Annotated in this window: 13 protein-coding genes and 1 pseudogene; 13 read left to right on the forward strand and 1 reads right to left on the reverse strand. The window is 66.0% G+C overall.

Annotated elements, in window-relative coordinates; all coding sequences use genetic code 11:
• Positions 1-73: 73 nt before the first annotated feature.
• On the reverse strand, positions 74-892 hold the full coding sequence (locus GH681_RS16980) for a DNA-binding transcriptional regulator (protein ID WP_153162726.1): 819 nt from the start codon (positions 890-892) through the stop codon (positions 74-76).
• 199 nt (positions 893-1,091) lie between these two features.
• On the opposite strand from GH681_RS16980, the gene GH681_RS16985 reads away from it, so the two are divergent.
• From GH681_RS16985 to GH681_RS17045, 13 genes and pseudogenes are all read left to right on the forward strand, one after another.
• Entirely contained in the window at positions 1,092-2,225 is a 1,134-nt protein-coding gene (locus tag GH681_RS16985; RefSeq protein ID WP_153162727.1) for an ABC transporter substrate-binding protein, read from the forward strand.
• Between the two features lie 121 nt (positions 2,226-2,346).
• Positions 2,347-3,375, forward strand: a complete 1,029-nt coding sequence (locus tag GH681_RS16990; protein WP_153162728.1) for a branched-chain amino acid ABC transporter permease — start codon at positions 2,347-2,349, stop codon at positions 3,373-3,375.
• Positions 3,372-5,206: pseudogene (locus tag GH681_RS16995) on the forward strand (ATP-binding cassette domain-containing protein). The gene GH681_RS16990 and the pseudogene GH681_RS16995 overlap by 4 nt, the downstream one beginning before the upstream one ends.
• Positions 5,206-5,955, forward strand: coding sequence for an ABC transporter ATP-binding protein (locus GH681_RS17000; protein WP_153162729.1), 750 nt, complete (start codon positions 5,206-5,208; stop codon positions 5,953-5,955). Before GH681_RS16995 ends, GH681_RS17000 begins: the two are co-directional and overlap by 1 nt.
• 58 nt (positions 5,956-6,013) lie before the next feature.
• Complete coding sequence (locus GH681_RS17005) at positions 6,014-6,598, forward strand: hemerythrin domain-containing protein (protein ID WP_153162730.1); 585 nt, start codon at positions 6,014-6,016, stop codon at positions 6,596-6,598.
• 251 nt (positions 6,599-6,849) lie between these two features.
• Entirely contained in the window at positions 6,850-7,887 is a 1,038-nt protein-coding gene (locus GH681_RS17010; RefSeq protein WP_153162731.1) for a branched-chain amino acid ABC transporter permease, read from the forward strand.
• 59 nt (positions 7,888-7,946) lie between these two features.
• Positions 7,947-9,737: an ATP-binding cassette domain-containing protein gene (locus GH681_RS17015; RefSeq protein ID WP_153162776.1), complete on the forward strand. Its 1,791-nt coding sequence runs from the start codon at positions 7,947-7,949 to the stop codon at positions 9,735-9,737.
• Entirely contained in the window at positions 9,734-10,495 is a 762-nt protein-coding gene (locus GH681_RS17020; protein WP_228111952.1) for an ABC transporter ATP-binding protein, read from the forward strand. The genes GH681_RS17015 and GH681_RS17020 overlap by 4 nt, the downstream gene beginning before the upstream one ends.
• Positions 10,496-10,552: 57 nt before the next feature.
• A complete protein-coding gene (locus tag GH681_RS17025) occupies positions 10,553-11,503 on the forward strand; it encodes a helix-turn-helix transcriptional regulator (protein ID WP_153162732.1) in 951 nt (316 codons plus the stop codon).
• A 41-nt stretch (positions 11,504-11,544) separates the two neighbouring features.
• Complete coding sequence (hsdR, locus tag GH681_RS17030) at positions 11,545-13,965, forward strand: EcoAI/FtnUII family type I restriction enzme subunit R (RefSeq protein WP_153162733.1); 2,421 nt, start codon at positions 11,545-11,547, stop codon at positions 13,963-13,965.
• A 15-nt stretch (positions 13,966-13,980) separates the two neighbouring features.
• Positions 13,981-15,816 (forward strand): class I SAM-dependent DNA methyltransferase, encoded by a 1,836-nt coding sequence (locus GH681_RS17035; RefSeq protein WP_153162734.1) that lies wholly within the window; start codon positions 13,981-13,983, stop codon positions 15,814-15,816.
• Positions 15,813-16,970: a YhcG family protein gene (locus GH681_RS17040; RefSeq protein WP_153162735.1), complete on the forward strand. Its 1,158-nt coding sequence runs from the start codon at positions 15,813-15,815 to the stop codon at positions 16,968-16,970. The genes GH681_RS17035 and GH681_RS17040 overlap by 4 nt, the downstream gene beginning before the upstream one ends.
• Complete coding sequence (locus GH681_RS17045) at positions 16,967-18,130, forward strand: restriction endonuclease subunit S (protein WP_153162736.1); 1,164 nt, start codon at positions 16,967-16,969, stop codon at positions 18,128-18,130. The genes GH681_RS17040 and GH681_RS17045 overlap by 4 nt, the downstream gene beginning before the upstream one ends.
• Positions 18,131-18,459 lie beyond the last annotated feature (329 nt).

Here is an 18,459-nt window from a genome sequence, read left to right on the forward strand (position 1 = left end):
GTAGCTTCCCTTATACGCCTCCGATGAGACATTTGTGCGTGAAGTAACGCCCGGGCAGGCCGCGCTGGCCCCGTCAACCTGCCTGGGGCGGGGGCGGCGGATGGTCGGCGAACTGGGCTTCAATGCGCGCGACGGCCTTCTGCAGGGCCGGCAGGTAGCGGCTGATGGCTTCCTTCAGGCTCACCGCCTTGTTGAGATACACGATGTTGATCGCCCCCACCGGGCGGCCGGCGTGCATCACCGGCTGAGCGATGGCGCCGATCTTGCGGTGGGAGGTCCATTCTCCGTCGTTGCTGGCGTAGCCGGCGTCGCGGGTGCGGGCGATGATGTTGGCCACGAAGCGGTCGTCGGCGGCGAGCCTGGCCTGGTCGTCGTTGCCGCCCCGGGCGATGTGCAGGATCTGCTCCCGCTGCTCGTCGGGGCAGTAGGCCAGAAAGGCCCGGCCGGCGGCGGTGAGGAGGGTCGGCATGGTCTGGCCGACCATCGCCCGGTGGAAGGACAGCGGGCTGAAGCGGTGGGTGGATTCGCGGATGATCATCGTCGCGCCCTGGGGGGTGACGAGATCGGACGGCCACACCACGGTTTGCAGCAGCTCGCCCAGCGCCGGGGCGGCGATGGAGGCGATCCAGTCCTCGTCGCGGAAGCCTTCGGAGAGCGAGCGCACGTGCAGCGCCAGCACGTAGCGGTCGTCGGAGCGGCTGCGCCGCACGTAGCCTTCGGCGATCAGGGTCTCGAGCAGCCGGCGCACCGTGGTGCGATGCAGGCCGGTGGCTTCGGAGAGCTGGGCGAGGGTCGATCGGCCGCCTTCCTGGGTGTTCAGGGCCTTCAGCAGATCAAGCCCGCGGGTGAGGCCGCGAACCACGGCGTATTCGGCACCGCCATCCTTGCGCATCGTCGAAAGCTCCTGTCAAAACAATATTGTGCAACAAGTGGACGTTTTGTTTTGATTGTTTGAGCCAATAAACCGGCTTCCTATAATCAATCGCGCTGATCAAGGCATAAAAGAAGATAAGGCCATTCTGTCGCCTACGCCGCGCAGTCTGGCAACGCCCATCACAAGAACCGAAGCGCCACTTCTCGAGGAGACAATAATGACCAAACTCAAAAACCTGTTCGCGCTGACCGTCGGCGCCCTGGCCGCCATGCCTGCCCTGGCCGACATCAACGTGGGCGTCGTCGCCTCGATGACCGGCCCGGCCGCCGCCCTCGGCGCCGAAACCCGCAAGGCGGTGTCGATGTTCCCGGCCACCGTCGGCGGCGAGAAGATCAACTTCATCCTGCTCGACGACACCACCGACCCCACCGCCGCCGTCAAGAACGTGCGCAAGCTGATCAGCGAAGACAAGGTTGACGCCATCCTCGGCCCCAACCTCATCAGCACCGCCACCGCCATGGCCGACGTGGCCAACACCGAGAAGGTGCCGATGATCTCCGTCGCCCCGCTGGATGTCTCCGGCGACAAGCGCGGCTTCGTGTTCCGCTCCGAGCCCTCCGCCGACCTGATGGTCCAGCGCGTGGTAAGCGACATGGTCGCCAACGGCGTGAAGACCGTCGGCTTCATCGGCTTCTCGGATTCGTGGGGCGAGCTCCTCCACAAGGCGCTCACCAAGGCCGCCGACAGCAAGATCAACATCGTCGCCTCCGAGCGCTACGGCCGCGCCGACCCGAGCGTGCAGGCCCAGGTGCTGAAGATCATCAGCGCCAAGCCCGATGCGGTTTTCGTCGGCGCCTCCGGCACCCTCGCCGCGATGCCCCAGATCACCCTGCGCGAGCGCGGCTTCAAGGGCCGCATCTACCAATCCCACGGCGTGACCAGCAAGGAGTTCCTGCGCGTCGGCGGTAAGGCCGTCGAAGGCGCGCTGATCCCGGTCGGCCCGGTGCTGGTGGCCGAGCAACTGCCCGACACCCACCCGACCAAGAAGAACGGCGTGGCCTTCGTGCAGGCCCTCGAAGCCAAGTACGGCCCGGATTCCCGCTCCACCTTCGCCGGCGCCAGCTGGGATGCCTGGCTGCTGCTCCAGAACGCCCTCGGCAACGCCCTGAAGGGCAAGGCCAGGCCGGGCACGCCGGAGTTCCGCGCCGCCGTGCGCGAGAACATCGAGAAGAACAAGCTGGTCGGCACCAACGGTGTGTACAGCATGTCCGCCACCGACCACGCCGGCTACGACCCCAGCGCCATCGTGCTGATCAAGGTCGAAAACAACCACTGGAAGCTGGTCAAGTAAGAACCGGCGCCTGACCTCCGGGCCGGCGGACCCCGTCCGCTCCCGCGCCCGGAGGCGTTTTTCCCTCCGATCCCACCCGTCGTACCGCCGCGCAGGCTTGCGCCGCGTCAGGAGTCCGTTCATGGATGCCGAAATCATTGCGATGCTCGGTCAGGACGGCGTCACCAACGGTGCCATCTACGCCCTTCTGGCGCTGGCGCTGGTGCTGGTGTTCGCCGTCACCCGGGTCATCTTCATTCCCCAGGGTGAGCTGCTGGCCTGGGGCGCCCTCACCATGGCCGCGCTGGAAGCTGGCAACTTTCCCGGCACCGTGTGGCTGCTGGTGGGCTGTGGCCTACTCACGCTGGCCGTCGATGCCTTCTCGGCCACCGGCCGGCGCACCCTGGGCCGCTCGGCCCTGTGGAACCTCGCCTATCCGCTGGCCATGGCGGCGATCCTGTGGCTGGTGCCGCTGGCGTCGCTGCCCACCGGGTTGCGGGTGATCCTGACCCTCGCCATCGTGGTGCCCATGGGGCCGATGCTCTATCGGGTGGCCTTCCAGCCGGTGGCCGAGGCGCCGGTGCTGGTGCTGCTGATCATCTCGGTGGCGGTGCATCTGGCGATGGTTGGCCTGGGCCTCCTGGTGTTCGGGCCGGAAGGCTCGCGCACCACGCCGTTCAGCGAAGCCCAGCTGGAGATCGGCACGCTGGTGGTCGGCGGCCACACGATCTTCGTGATCGTCGCCTCGCTGGTGCTGATCGTCGGGCTCTACCTGTTCTTCGACCGCACGCTGTACGGCAAGGCCCTGCGCGCCACGGCGATCAACCGCAACGGCGCGCGCCTGATGGGCATCTCGCCGGCGTTGGCGGGGCGGCTCACCTTCCTGCTGGCGGCCGTCATCGGTGTGCTTTCGGGCGTGCTGGTGGCGCCGCTCACCACGGTTTACTACGACAGCGGCTTCCTGATCGGCCTCAAGGGCTTCGTCGCGGCCATCATCGGCGGCCTCGCCAGCTATCCGCTGGCGGCGGGCGGCGCGATCCTCGTCGGCCTGCTCGAATCCTTCTCGTCCTTCTGGGCGAGCGCCTTCAAGGACGTGATCGTGTTCACCCTGATCATCCCGGTCCTGATCTGGCGCTCCCTCACTTCCCACCACGTGGAGGAAGAAGAATGAACTCGCCTGCTCAAACCCAGGCCCTGCCCACCGGCGCCTCGCGCATCGGCCCGCGCAGCGTGCTGGTTGCCTTTCTGGTGCTGCTGGCGGTGGCCCCGCTGGCGCTGCCGGATTTCTACGTCACCCTGCTCAACTACATCGGCCTGTCGGCGATGGTGGCCCTCGGGCTGGTGCTGCTGACCGGCGTCGGCGGCCTCACCAGTTTTGGTCAGGCGGCCTTCGTGGGCCTCGGCGCCTACACCAGCGCGTGGCTCACCACGTCCCAGGAGCTGCCGGGCTGGCTGGCCTTTGCCGGCACCTCGCCGTGGCTGTCGCTCGTCGCCGGGCTGGTGCTCACCGCGCTGGTGGCGATCATCCTCGGCTCGGTGACGCTCAAGCTCTCCGGTCACTTCCTGCCCCTGGGCACGATGGCCTGGGGCATCAGCCTGTACTTCCTGTTCGGCATCATGGAGTTCCTCGGCGGCCACGGCGGCATGTCGGGCATTCCGCCGGTCAGCCTGTTCGGCGTCGAGCTCCTCGACAACCGGCACTACTACTACCTCGTGTGGGCCTTCCTGCTGATCGCTCTCTACACCACCCACAACCTGCTGGATTCCCGCGAGGGGGGGCGATCCGGGCGCTGAAGGGCGGCATGGTGATGGCCGAGGCGATGGGCGTGGATACGTCCCGCGCCCGGATGGTGATCTTCGTGCTGGCCGCGCTGCAGGCGTGCACCGCCGGCTGGCTGTACGCCCACATGCAGCGCTTTGTTAACTCGACGCCCTTCGGCCTGCACATCGGCATCGAATACCTGTTCATGGCCGTCGTGGGCGGCGCGGGGCAGGTGTGGGGCGCGATCGTCGGGGCCGGCGTCATTACCGTGCTCAAGCAGTGGCTGCAGGACATCCTGCCCAAGGTGTTCGGCAGCGCCGGCAACTTCGAGGTGATCGTGTTTGGCGTGATGATGGTGATCGTGTTGCAACGCGCCCGCGACGGCCTGTGGCCGCTGATCGCCGGCCTCGTGCCGGTGCGCGCCGCGCCCAAGGCCATCGACCGCACCGCGCTGGATCTGCCGAAGAAGCCCCAGCCGCCCATGGGCGAGACCATCCTCGAAGCGAAGAACGTCACCCGCAAGTTTGGCGGCCTCGTCGCCAACAACAACATGAGCCTGCACGTGAATGCCGGCGAGATACTCGCGCTCATCGGCCCCAACGGCGCCGGCAAGAGCACGATGTTCAACCAGCTTTCGGGCGTGGATACGCCGACATCCGGCGAGGTGCTGTTCCGCGGCAAGTCGGTGGCCGGCCACAGTTCGCGGGAGATCGCCGCGCTGGGCATGAGCCGCACCTTCCAGCATGTGCGCCTGCTGCCCAAGATGACGGTGCTCGAAAACGTCGCCATCGGCGCCCACCGCCGCGGCAGCAAGGGCGTCGTGCCCGCCGCGTGGCGGCTGGAGCGGGACGAGGAGGCGCGCCTCCTGAAGGAAGCCGCGATCCAGGTGGAGCGCGTCGGCCTCAAGGATTTCATGTACGAGGATGCCGGCAGCCTGGCCCTGGGCCAGCAGCGCATCCTCGAGATCGCCCGCGCCCTGTGCTCCGACCCCTGCCTGCTGCTGCTGGACGAACCCGCCGCCGGCCTGCGCCTGAAGGAAAAGCAGGCCCCGGCCGATCTCCTGCGCCGTCTCAAGTCCGAAGGCATGGCGGTGCTCATCGTCGAGCACGACATGGATTTCGTGATGAGCCTGGTGGATCGGGTGGTGGTGATGGAGTTCGGCGAGAAGATCGCCGAGGGCCTGCCGGAGGATGTGCAGAAGGACCCGGCCGTGCTCGAAGCCTATCTGGGAGGTGTCTGATGACTTCGAACGTGCTTGAAGTGAAGAACCTCTCCGTCGCCTACGGCAAGGTCGAGGCGGTGAGCAATGTGAATCTCAGCGTCGGCGAGGGGAAGATCGTCACCGTGATCGGCCCCAACGGCGCCGGCAAGACGACGACCCTGTCGGCCATCATGGGCCTGCTGCCGTCCAGGGGCGAGGTGGCCTTCGACGGCAGCATCGAGCAGGTGCCGGAAGTGGAGCGGATGGTGGTGCGCGGGATGAACCTCGTGCCCGAGAAGCGTGAGCTGTTCGGCTCCATGAGCATCGAGGACAACCTGCTGCTGGGTGCCTTCCAGCGCCACCGCAGCGGTCACCGCGATCACCTGCAGACGATGGAAGAGGTGTACGCGCTCTTCCCGCGCCTCAAGGAACGCCGCACCCAGGCGGCAGGCACCATGTCGGGCGGCGAGCGCCAGATGCTCGCCGTGGGCCGCGCGCTGATGGCCAAGCCCAAGCTGCTGATGCTCGACGAGCCAAGCCTGGGCCTTGCGCCGCTGATCGTCCGCGAGATCTTCCGCATCATCACCGAGCTGCGTCGGCGCGGGGTGTCGATCCTGCTCGTCGAGCAGAACGCCCGCGCCGCCCTGCAGGTGGCCGACTACGCCTACGTGCTCGAAAACGGCGGCATCAAGATGCACGGCGAAGCCCAGTCCCTGCGCGACGACCCCCGCGTCATCGAGAGCTATCTGGGCCTCGGCAGCAAGCACCAGGCCATGCTGGCCACGTGAGCAACCGGGGGCGGCGTGGCCGGTTGTGGCGCTGCCCCGTTTCAGGAGAACCCTTCCGATGGAAGCCCTTCGCATCCTCGGCGACGAACACCAGTCCCTCGCCGCCATCCTCCACGCCGTCCGCTTCATGCTTAAGGAAGTCGTCTCCGGCCGCCTGCAGCCTGATCTCAAGCTCTTCGAGGCGATGATCCACTACCTTGACGCCTACCCCGAGAAGCGCCACCACCCGAAGGAAGACATCCTCTTCGCGCGGCTCAAGGCCCGTACCGACGAAGGCGCCGAAGCCCTGGCCGAGCTCGACCGCCAGCACCAGGCCTCGGCCGAGCGCATCCAGGCCCTGGAGACGGCGCTGGCCGCCTACGCCGCCGATCCGACCAAGCTCGCCGACTTCGCCGCCGCCTTCGACCACTACGCCGACTTCTACCGCAGCCACATGCTGCTGGAAGAGCGCGAAGCCCTGCCGCTGGCCCGCAAGGTGCTCACCGCCGAAGACTGGGCCGAGGTGGATCGCGCCTTCACCCACGACCGCGACCCCATGAGCGGCACCCGCGGCAAGCCGGAAGACTTCGCCGACGTGTTCTCGAAGCTCGTCGCCGCCGCGCCGGCGCCCATCGGCCTTGGCGCAGGGCCTTACCGGGGGTGAGCTGACCCGGCTCCGCCGCCCGCGGAGCCTGCCTTCCTGCTGCGCTGAATGCCATGAACCGGCCACCTGATTTCAGGTGGCCGGTTCTTTTTTGATCGTTCGATATGTGCGCTGCTCATAAAAGATATCAAGAAAGAGTTGTTGCAACTCAAAGATATCGTATAAAGTATATTTGTTGGAGGATAGGTGCCGCTTATATCAAATATTAGATGCGGCTTGACGGAAGTCTGGTTAAGGAGAGGGGTTCGGCCTTGGATGCAGGAATCGTTTTGATACTCGGACAGGACGGGGTGACCGGCGGGGCGATTTACGCCCTGCTGGCGTTGGCCCTGGTCCTCGTCTTCTCGGTCACGCGGGTGATCTTCATTCCCCAGGGCGAGTTCGTCGCCTTCGGGGCGCTCACCCTGGCCGCGCTGCAGGCCGGCAAGGTGCCGGCCACGGTGTGGCTGCTGGTGGCGATGGGCGCCTTCGTGGCGGTGATCGACCTGATCGGCCGGGTGCGCGACAAGGACATGGAAGGCGTCGGCGGCCTCGTGGGCTGGAACCTCGCCTATCCGCTGGCCCTGGCCGCGCTGCTGTACAGCGTGGATGGCAGCGGCCTGCCGATGGTCGCGCAGATCGCCCTCACGCTCGCGATCCTCGTGCCGCTGGGGCCGATGATTTACCGCATCGCCTACCAGCCCATCGCCGACACCAGCGTGCTGGTGCTCCTGATCGCCTCGGTGGCGGTGCATCTGATCCTCACCGGGCTGGGGCTGGTGTTCTTCGGCGCCGAGGGCGTGCGCACCGCGCCGTTCTCGGAGGGCAGCCTGACTTTCGGCGAGTTCACCATCAACCTGCAGACGATCTGGGTGGTGGGCTGCTCGCTGGCCTTCATCGTCGGGCTGTACGCCTTCTTCGCCCGCACCATCTACGGCAAGGCGCTGCGGGCCACGGCGGTGAATCAATCCGGCGCCAAGCTGATGGGCATCTCGCCGGTGGTCGCCGGCAAGCTCACCTTTCTGCTGGCAGCGCTGCTGGGCACCTTCTCGGGCCTCTTGATCGGGCCGATCACCACGATCTACTACGACACGGGTTTCCTCATCGGCCTGAAGGGCTTTGTGGCCGCGATCATCGGCGGGCTGGCGAGCTATCCGCTGGCGGCGGCTGGCGCGGTGCTGGTGGGCCTGCTGGAATCCTTCTCGTCGTTCTGGGCAAGCGCCTTCAAGGAGGTGCTGGTGTTCACGCTGATCATCCCGGTGCTGCTGTGGCGCTCCTTCAACAGTCATCACGTGGAGGACGAGGAATGAACACCCATGTGCAAACGTCGGCCGGCAGCGCGCTGCCGCAGCAAGGGGCTGCCAGCCCGATGAAGAACGTACTTCGACTGCTGGCGGTGGTCGCTGTGCTGGCGGTGCTGCCGGCAGTGCTGCCGCCCTATTACGTCACCCTGCTCAACTACATCGGCATCTCGGCCCTGGTGGCCGTGGGCCTGGTGCTGCTCACCGGCGTGGGCGGGCTCACCAGCTTCGGGCAGGCGGCTTTTGTGGGCGTGGGCGCCTACACGACCGCGGTGCTCACCACCTCCACCAGCCTGCCGGGCTGGATCGCCTGGGCTGGCGCGTCGCCGTGGCTCACCCTGGGCGTCGGGCTGGTGATCACCGGGCTCATCGCGCTACTGCTCGGTTCGCTCACCCTGCGGCTGTCGGGCCACTACCTGCCGCTGGGCACCATCGCGTGGGGCATCAGCCTGTACTTCCTGTTTGGCACGCTGGATTTCCTGGGCGCCCAGAGCGGCATCTCGGGCCTGCCGCCGATCCGCATCGGCAGCTGGGCGCTGGATGAAGGCCCGGAGATCTATTACCTGATCTGGGCCTTCCTGCTGGCGGCGGTGGTCACCACCCAGAACCTGCTGGATTCCCGCGAGGGGCGGGCGATCCGCGCGCTCAAGGGCGGCGTGGTGATGGCCGAGGCGATGGGCGTGGATACATCCCGCTCGCGCATCGTGATCTTCGTGATTGCGGCGCTGCACGCGGCGGCGGCCGGCTGGCTGTACGCCCACATGCAGCGGCTGGTGAATCCGTCGCCCTTTGGCCTGCACCACGGCATCGAGTATCTCTTCATGGCGGTGGTGGGTGGCGCCGGTTACGTGTGGGGCGCGGTGGTGGGCGCCGGGTTGGTGACGCTGCTCAACCAGTGGCTGCAGGATTTCCTGCCGCGGGTGTTCGGCCATTCGGGCAACTTCGAGATCATCATCTTCGGCATGTTGCTGCTGCTCATCCTGCACCGGGCGCGGGAGGGCTTGTGGCCGGCGGTGCTGCGGCTCCTGCGGGTGAAGGCGCCGCCCAAGCCGGTGTCGGATTCCGCCGCCGCGCTGCCGCGCCGGACGATGCCGACCCGCGGCGAGACGATCCTCGAAGTGAAGGACGTGACGCGCCGGTTTGGTGGCCTCGTCGCCAACAACAACATGAACTTCAGCGTGAAGGCCGGCGAGATCCTGGCGCTGATCGGCCCCAACGGCGCCGGCAAGAGCACCATGTTCAACCAGATCTCCGGCGTGGATACGCCCACCTCGGGCGAGATCATCTTCAATGGCAAGGCGGTGGCGGGGCACGACTCCCGCGAGATCGCCCGCCTTGGCATGAGCCGCAGCTTCCAGCACGTGCGCCTGCTGCCGCGGATGAGCGTGCTGGAGAACGTCGCCATCGGCACCCATCTGCGCGGCTCGACCGGCGTCTTCCCCGCCGCCTGGCGCCTCGACCGCAAGGAAGAGGAACGCCTGCTGGCCGAAGCCGCCCGGCAGATCCGCCGGGTGGGGCTGGAGGCCCACATGCACGACGAGGCCGGCTCCCTGGCCCTGGGCCAGCAGCGCATCGTCGAGATCGCCCGGGCGCTGGCGGCCGACCCGTGCCTGCTGCTGCTGGACGAGCCGGCTGCCGGCCTGCGCTTCAAGGAGAAGGAGGCCCTGGGCGAGCTGCTCAAGAAGCTGAAGGCCGAGGGCGTGGCGATCCTGCTGGTCGAGCACGACATGGACTTCGTGATGGGGCTGGTCGATCGGATCGTGGTGATGGAGTTTGGCGAGAAGATCGCCGAGGGCCTGCCGGAGGAAATCCAGCAGAACGAGCGTGTGCTCGCGGCCTATCTGGGAGGTGTGGAATGAACGGCGGTGGAATGAGCACGCTGCTCGAAGTGCAGGACCTGCGGGTCAATTATGGCAAGGTCGAGGCGGTCCATAACGTCAGCCTCACCGTGGGCGCCGGCCAGATCGTCACGGTGATCGGCCCCAACGGCGCCGGCAAGACCACCAGCCTCGCGGCGATCATGGGGCTGATGAACTCGTCCGGGCGCATCGTCTTCGACGGCCACGCCCAGCGCCGCGCCAACGTGGAGAAGCGGGTGATCCAGGGCCTCGCCCTGGTGCCCGAGAAGCGCGACCTGTTTGGCGAGATGAGCGTCGAGGACAACCTGCTGCTGGGCGCCTTCCAGCGCTACCGCCAGGGGCACCGGGATCAGGCGAAGACGATGGACGAGGTCTTCGAGCTCTTCCCGCGGCTCAAGGAGTGGCGCGATCAGGCGGCGGCCACCATGTCGGGCGGCGAACGCCAGATGCTCGCCATCGGCCGCGCCCTGATGGGCAAGCCCAAGCTGCTGATGCTCGACGAACCGAGCCTGGGCCTCGCGCCGCTGATCGTGCGCGAGATCTTTCGCATCATCGCCGGCCTGCGCGAGCGGGGCGTGTCCATCCTGCTGGTGGAGCAGAACGCCCGCGCCGCGTTGCAGGTGGCCGACTACGCTTACGTGCTGGAGATGGGCGCGGTGGCAATGGAAGGCAAGGCCTCCGATCTCGCCGACGACCCGCGGGTGGTCGAGGCCTATCTGGGCTTCGGCAGCAAGCACCAGGACATGCTGGCCACGTAACACGTCGAACCGTTGGGCGATCGCCTGTCAGGCGCTAAAATGTGCGATTGCAAAAAAATGACAGGCGACATCGTGGCAGCGGAGCAGGACGAGAAGGAAGTCCAGACGGAAGTGCAGGCCGACGTACCAGCCGAAACCCAATCGGCCGGGCTGGATGCGGATTCGGCGGCGCTGCTGGCGGTGCTGGCCCGCAACATCCGCCATTTCCGCGGCCAGCGCGGCATGACGCGCAAGAACCTGGCCGAGCAGTCCGGCGTGTCGCTGCCGCATCTGGCGCGCATGGAAAGCTCCCAGGGCAACGTGTCGGTGGTGGTGCTGGGCAAGGTGGCGAAGGCCCTCAATCAGTCGGTGGCGAGCCTCTTCGGCGACGAAGAAGCCCGCGCCGGCGACCTCAACCTGATCGTCGAATTCCTCAAGCGCCAGCCGGTGTCCAACCTCGCGCGCATCCGCGAGCAGATCTTTGCGGATTTCCAGCCCGCCGAAGGCGTGCGCAAGGATCGCATCGTGCTCACCGGGCTGCGCGGCGCCGGCAAATCGACGGTCGGGCAGGCTCTGGCCACGCGCCTCGGCCGGCCCTTCGTCGAGCTCAACCGCGAGGTGGAAGAAGAAGCCGGCCTCAGCCTGCAGGAAATCATCACCCTCTACGGCCAGTCGGGCTACCGTAATCTCGAGCGGCGCTGCCTGGAGCAGGTGGTGGTGAAGCACCCGCAGGTGGTGCTCGCCACCGGCGGCGGCATCGTCGCCGAACCGCTCACCTACGAGATCCTTCTCAACTCCTTCTTCACCGTGTGGCTCCACGCCGAGCCCGATACCCACTTCCGCCGGGTGATGGATCAGCACGACATCCGCATCGCCAAACCGGCCCTCCACCGCGAGGCGATGGACAACATCCACCGCACGCTGGAGGCCCGCGATCACCTGTACCGCATGGCCGCGTTCGACGTGGATACGACGCGGCTGACGGTGGATGAGGTGGTGGCGCGGATCGTGGGGCAGATGGCGGGCTGACCGCCCGTTCAAACCGTCAGATTTGAGCGAAGGGTGACACGATGAAGGGCGAGATCGTACGGGATGGTCTAATCACCGAAGCGGACACCTGCCGGGTGCTCGTCACGCCCCGCTTGATGGAGGCCGGCTGGGGAAGCGCGCCCCATGCCATCGGCGAGCAGCGCAGCTTCACCAACGGCCGCATCATCGTCGCGGGGGGAAAGGTTCGGCGCGGCAAGCTGAAAAGGGCTGACTACCTGCTGTATTACCGCCGGGACTATCCCTTGGCCGTGGTCGAGGCCAAGGAAAGCAATGTGCCGGCGGAGGCCGGCGTACAGCAGGCGCGTGAGTACGCCGAGATTCTCGGGCTGAAGTTCGCCTATGCCACCAACGGCCCGCGCATCATCGAGATTGACTACACCGCTGGCACCGAGCGTGAGGTCGATCGCTACCCCACACCCGATGAGCTCTTTGCCCGTTTGACCGCGGTGCAGTTGCTCCCACCGGACGCGGCTGCCCACCTGCTGGAGCCTTTCAACCTTGTTTCCGGCAAGGTGCCGCGCTACTACCAGCAGATTGCGATCCACCGCGTGATCGAGGCGATCCTCCGCGGTCAGACGCGCATCCTCGCCACCCTGGCTACCGGCACCGGCAAGACCTGTGTGGCCTTCCAGATCTGCTGGAAGCTCTGGAGCAGCCGCTGGAACCGCGCAGGCGAGTACCGTCGCCCGAAGATTCTGTTTCTTGCCGATCGCAACATCCTGGTCGATGACCCGATGGCCAAAATGTTCGCGCCCTTCGGCGATGCACGCCACAAGATCGCCGGCGGCGACACGAGCCAGGGCCGGGACATGTACTTCGGCATCTATCAGGCACTCTCCACCGCTGGGGCCGAGGTGTTCCGCCAGTACCGCCCGGATTTTTTCGACCTGATCATCATTGACGAATGTCATCGCGGCTCCAGTCGCGACGAGAGCGCCTGGCGTGCAGTGCTGGATTACTTCGAGCCTGCGGTGCAGTTCGGGATGACCGCCACGCCACTGCGCGAGGAATCCCGCGACAGCTACGCGTATTTCGGCAACCCGGTCTACACCTACAGCCTGCGCCAGGGAATCGAGGACGGTTTTCTTGCTCCTTATCGCGTGCATCGGGTCATCACCACCGTGGACGCCGCCGGCTGGCGCCCCAGCAAGAACGAACTGGATCGCTATGGCCGGCCCGTGCCCGACGAGGAATATCAGACCAAGGATTTCGAACGCGTCGTTGCCCTGCGCTCCCGTACGCGTGCCATGGCCCGGCATCTCACCGACCTGCTCAAGGGCACCGACCGTTTTGCCAAGACGCTCGTGTTCTGTGTGGATCAGGAGCATGCGGCCGAGATGCGGCAGGAACTCCTCAATCTGAACAGTGATCTTGTCAGGCAGTACCCCGATTACGTCTGCCGCGTCACCGCCGATGAGGGCGCAATCGGCCTCACCCACCTGTCGAACTTTCAGGACGTGGACAAGCCGACGCCCGTCATCCTCACCACATCCCAGCTGCTGACCACGGGCGTGGACGCCGAGATGGTCAAGAATGTGGTGCTGGCCAGGGTGGTGGGCTCCCGCTCCGAGTTCAAGCAGATCGTCGGTCGCGGCACCCGGCTGAAGGTCGATTACGGCAAGGAGTACTTCAACATCATCGACTTCACCGGCACGGCCACGCGTCACTTTGCCGACCCTGATTTCGATGGCGAGCCGGCCCGGATCGAAGAAGTTACCGTCGACGAGGCCGGCGATCCGGTGGGGGAGTCCGAGACGCTGCATGAAGCCGAGGTGCCAGTTGATGATCTGCCAGTCGAATACGGGCTTACCGAGGAGCAGTTCGGGCCGGACGCTGGTCTGCCAATCAACCAGCCTCCGCCCGAACCGCGCAAGTTCTACGTCGATGGCGGAGAGGTGGAGGTGATCGGCCACCTCATCTACGACCTCGACTCCGACGGCAAGAAGCTGCAGGTGGTGAAGTACACCGAGTATTCCGGCCGTTCCGTTCGCACCCTCTATCCCACCCGCGAGGCGCTGCAAACCGCCTGGGCCAACCCCGACACCCGCGCCGAGGTGCTGCGCGAACTCACCCGGCGGGGCATCAGCTTTGAAGAGCTGGCGGCCAACAGCGAACTACCGGATGCCGACCCCCTCGACCTGCTTTGCCATCTGGCCTGGAACGCGCCGCTGCTTACCCGGCGGCAGCGCGCAGACAGTGCGAGGCGGCAGGCCCGGGAGTTGTTCGCCCAATACGGCGACACCGCCCGCGAAATCCTCACGCTGCTGCTCGACCGCTACATCGAGCGCGGCATCCTGCAGTTCAATGTGCTGTCCGAGCTGCTGAAGGTGAAGCCCTTCGACCGCTACGGAAATCCCACTGAAATCGCCACCCGCCACTTTGGCGGCGTGCGCGGCATGAAGGACGCCGTCGTCCGGCTCCAGCACGCGCTCTACCAATAACGAGAATTCACCCCAATGGTCAGAAATACCGCCGCCACGCCCGGCGAAAAGAAGGCCCGTGCGCCCCGCAAGGCCCGCACGCCGCTCACCACCCGCGAAAACCTCTCGGCTCTGATCGGCACCGCTCGCAAGATCCTGCGCAAGGACAAGGGGCTCAACGGCGACGTGGATCGCCTGCCGCTGCTCACCTGGGTGATGTTCCTCAAGTTTCTCGACGACCTTGAGATCGCTCACGCAGAAGAAGCCGAACTCGATGGCAAGCGCTACCAGCCCATCATCGAATCCCCTTACCGCTGGCGCGACTGGGCGGCCCGTGACGATGGCATCAGCGGCGACGAACTGCTGGCCTTCATTGGCCAGGAGACCACCCGGCGTGCGGACGGCAGCACCGGCAAGGGCCTGTTTGCCTACCTCCGCGGGCTCGCTGGCGAGGGCGAGAAGGGCAGCCAGCGCGAAGTCATCGCCAACGTGTTCAAGGGCGTGCAGAACCGCATGGTCAGCGGCTATCTGCTGCGCGACATCATCAACAAGATCAACGCCATCCATTTCTCGGCCAGCGAGGAAATCCACACCCTCTCGCATCTGTATGAATCCATGCTGCGCGAGATGCGCGACGCGGCTGGCGACGCGGGCGAGTTCTACACCCCGCGTCCGGTGGTGCGCTTCATGGTGCAGGTGACCGATCCGCGGCTGGGGGAAACTGTGCTCGATCCGGCCTGCGGCACCGGCGGCTTTCTGGTCGAGGCCTACGACCACATCGCCCGACAGGTGAACTCACCCGATTTGCGCCGCACCCTGCAGCACGACACCCTGTATGGCCAGGAGGCCAAGCCGCTGCCCTACATGCTGGCGCAGATGAACCTCCTGTTGCACGGGCTGGAGGCGCCGCAGATCGCCTACGGCAACACGCTCGAGCGCCGCATCAACGAGATCGGCCACAGCGAGCGGGTGGATGTCATTCTCACCAATCCGCCCTTCGGCGGAGAGGAAGAAGTCGGCATCAAGGCCAACTTCCCGGCCTCCATGCAGACAGCTGAAACCGCGCTCCTCTTCCTGCAGTACATCATGCGCAAGCTGCGGGTAGCCGGCGCCCCGGTGCCCGGCGGCAAGCCAGCCCTCCGCGGCGGTCGCGCTGCCGTGGTCGTGCCCAACGGCACGCTGTTTGGCGATGGCGTGTGCGCCGTCATCAAGGAGGAGATGCTCAAGGAGTTCAGGCTCCACACCATCGTGCGCCTGCCGCAAGGGGTCTTCGCCCCCTACACCGACATCCCGGCCAACCTGCTGTTCTTCGAGCGTGGCGGCCCGACCGACACCGTCTGGTATTACGAGCTGCCGCTGCCCGAGGGCCGCAAGAAGTACAGCAAGACCGCGCCGCTGCAGTTCGACGAGTTTGCCCCGGCCCTGGCCTGGTGGAGCGCCCGTGAAGAAGGCCCCCACGCCTGGAAGGTGGATTTTGCCGCCCGCCGCGCTGCGGCCCTTGAAGCCGCCACTCCGCACTGGAATCACGCGAGCGCCGAGCGCGCCGCCGCCATGGCGCTGAGTAAGGCCATCCGCGAATCCGAGGGCGCGCTGGCGGCTGCCGGCACCAAAGACAAGGCAAAGCTCCAGCTGCGGCTGCGTGACCTCAAGGCCACGCAGCAAGCCCACGACTCGGCCGCCAAGGCTGCGCAGGCCCAGGGCGACGCGCTGTACTGGCCCATCTACAACCTCGACATCAAGAACCCCAACGCCAAGGCGGGGCTGGAGCACGCGGATCCCAGGGATCTGATCGCCTCGATGCGCAGCCACGAGGCCGAGGTGATGCGGCTTCTGGGCGAGATCGAGGCCCTGGTTGCCGAGGTGCAGGCATGACCGCGCCCGGCACCCCTGCCATCCTGGATCAGGCCGACTACGCAGCCGTCCACGGCGGCATCGTCGCGCTGCTCGAGGCCGCCCGCCGCGCCGCGGCACGCAGTGTCAATGCCCTGATGACCGCCTCTTACTGGGAGATCGGCCGGCGCATCGTCGAGTTCGAGCAGGGCGGGCAGGCGCGGGCCGAATACGGCGACGCCCTCATCCAGCGCCTGGCCGCCGACCTCACCCGAGCCTTTGGCCGCGGGTTTGGCGCACGCAACCTGGCGCAGATGCGCGCCTTCTACCTCGCCTGGCCCGCTGACCGGATTGTGCAGACGCTGTCTGCACAATCCGCGGCTTCGACGGCCATCGCCGACGCGCTGTCCCGCAAGTCGATCGATCTGTCCTTGCTGGCGCAGATGTTCCCCTTGCCCTGGTCGGCCTACGTGCGCCTGCTCTCGGTACGCAACCTCCAGGCCCGCGCCTTTTATGAGACTGAAGCCCTGCGCGGCGGCTGGTCGGTGCGCCAGCTCGACCGGCAGGTGAGCAGCCAGTTCTACGAGCGCACCGCCCTGTCGCACAACAAGGCCGCGATGCTGCGCCAGGGCGAGGCGGCCCTGCCGGATGACGGCATCACCCCCGAGCAAGCCATCAAGGACCCCTTCATCCTGGAGTTTCTCAACCTCAAGGATGAATACTCCGAAGCCGAACTCGAGGACGCACTCATCCAGCACCTGGCCGACTTTCTGCTCGAGCTGGGTGACGACTTTGCGTTTGTGGGCCGCCAGCGCCGCCTGAGGCTGGACGACGCATGGTTTCGGGTCGACCTGCTGTTCTTCCACCGTCGCCTCAAGTGTCTGCTCGTCATCGACCTCAAGGTCGGCAGGTTTGGCTATGCCGACGCCGGCCAGATGCACCTGTACCTCAACTATGCCCGCGAGCACTGGATGAAGCCCGGCGAGAACCCGCCCGTGGGCCTGATCCTGTGCGCCGAAAAAGGCGCGGCCGAGGCCCACTACGCGCTGGAAGGCCTGCCCAACAAGGTGCTGGCCGCCGAATACCAGACCGTGCTGCCCGATGAGAAGCTGCTGGCCGACGAACTGGACAAGACCCGGCGCGAGCTGGAGGCACGACGGATCGGGCGCGGTGATGCCGGGGAGGGCGCGGAATGAAGGCGTGGCCGAAAGTTGCGTTGGGTGAGTTGCTTCGACGTGCCGACGAGTTGGCCGTCGTCGACCCGGCGACTGAGTATCATGAAGTGACGGTTAAGCTATGGGGCAAGGGTGTTGTCAGCCGGGGTAAGGTGCTTGGCAGTGACGTTACATCGGTGCGTAGGGTTGTCCGGCGTGATCAATTGATATTGTCGAAGATCGACGCACGTAATGGCGCGATCGGCTTGGTGCCGCCCGAGCTTGACGGAGCGATCGTCAGTAACGATTTCCCGTCCTTTGAGCTTCGTGATCCTCGGCGCTGTGATGCGGCATTCATGGGTTGGCTTGTCCGCTCGGCTCCCTTTGCAGAACTATGCAAGGCGGCGAGCGAGGGCACTACAAACCGAGTTCGCATAAAGGAGGGGCGCTTCCTAGATCAGCATTTAGCGCTGCCACCACTGGCCGAACAACACGCCCTCGTCGCCCGTCTCGATGCCCTCGCCGCAAAGACCCGACAGGTCGAGGTGCATCTGGATGCGGTCGAGCGCGATGCAGAGCACCTGCTGGCCCTGCGTTTCCGCGATGCCATTGCCGACGCGCCTTTGCGGCCGATGGCAGAAGTGGCTCCGTTAATACGACGGGAGCAATCCATTGAGCCTGATGGCTGCTATCCGGAGTTGGGTATCCGTTCATTCGGTAAAGGCTCCTTCCACAAACAGCCGCTGTCTGGTGGTGAGGTTGGCACGAAGCGTTTGTATCGGATAGAGCCGGGTGATCTGGTGTTTTCCAATGTGTTTGCTTGGGAAGGTGCTATTGCCATTGCCCAGCCTGAAGACACTGGCCGTTATGGCTCTCATCGCTTCATCACCTGCAAGGTGGATCCTGAACTTACAACGGCCGCCTTTTTACGCTATTACTTCTTGACGACCGGGGGCATGCTGAAAATCGGGGAGGCATCGCCGGGTGGAGCTGGCCGCAATCGGACGTTGGGCCTGAATAAGCTGATGGCGATCGAAGTACCGACGCCACCGCTCTCCACCCAGCAAGCCTTCGACCGTCTGCAGGCAGAAGTCGTTGCCCTCAAGGCCAGACACGCCGCCATCCGCGAAGCCAACGCCGCGCTGCTGCCCGCGACGCTGGAGCGGGTGTTCGGCGCCGATGCCACCGGGCCGGCCCAATGAGCAGCAGCGCCTGCTGCGGCTGAATCATCTCCGTCCTTGCCCCCCGGGAAGGGGCGTGGATGATCCGGGGTGCCACCCGCTTGGTCGGCCCGCGCGAGGTCTTTCAATCCAGTCGCGCCTGCCTGCTGATGCTGCGTTGTCGGGCTACGCTCCGCCGATCCGGTCTGCAGGCGCGGCAGCGGGATTCGACGGGATGACAACCCCTCTCTCATGCCCCGATGGCCAATCGCTGCGGCGCCTTTGCGTTTTCTGCGCTCTGGCGGGCAATCCGCCTGCCGCCAGGTGGATTGGTGGGGCGCATCAAGGGTTTGGCCTGTCAGATTGACAGT

Origin of the sequence: Zoogloea sp. 1C4 (assembly GCF_009469605.1) — a bacterium.
In the GTDB taxonomy this organism is placed as follows: domain Bacteria; phylum Pseudomonadota; class Gammaproteobacteria; order Burkholderiales; family Rhodocyclaceae; genus Zoogloea; species Zoogloea oryzae.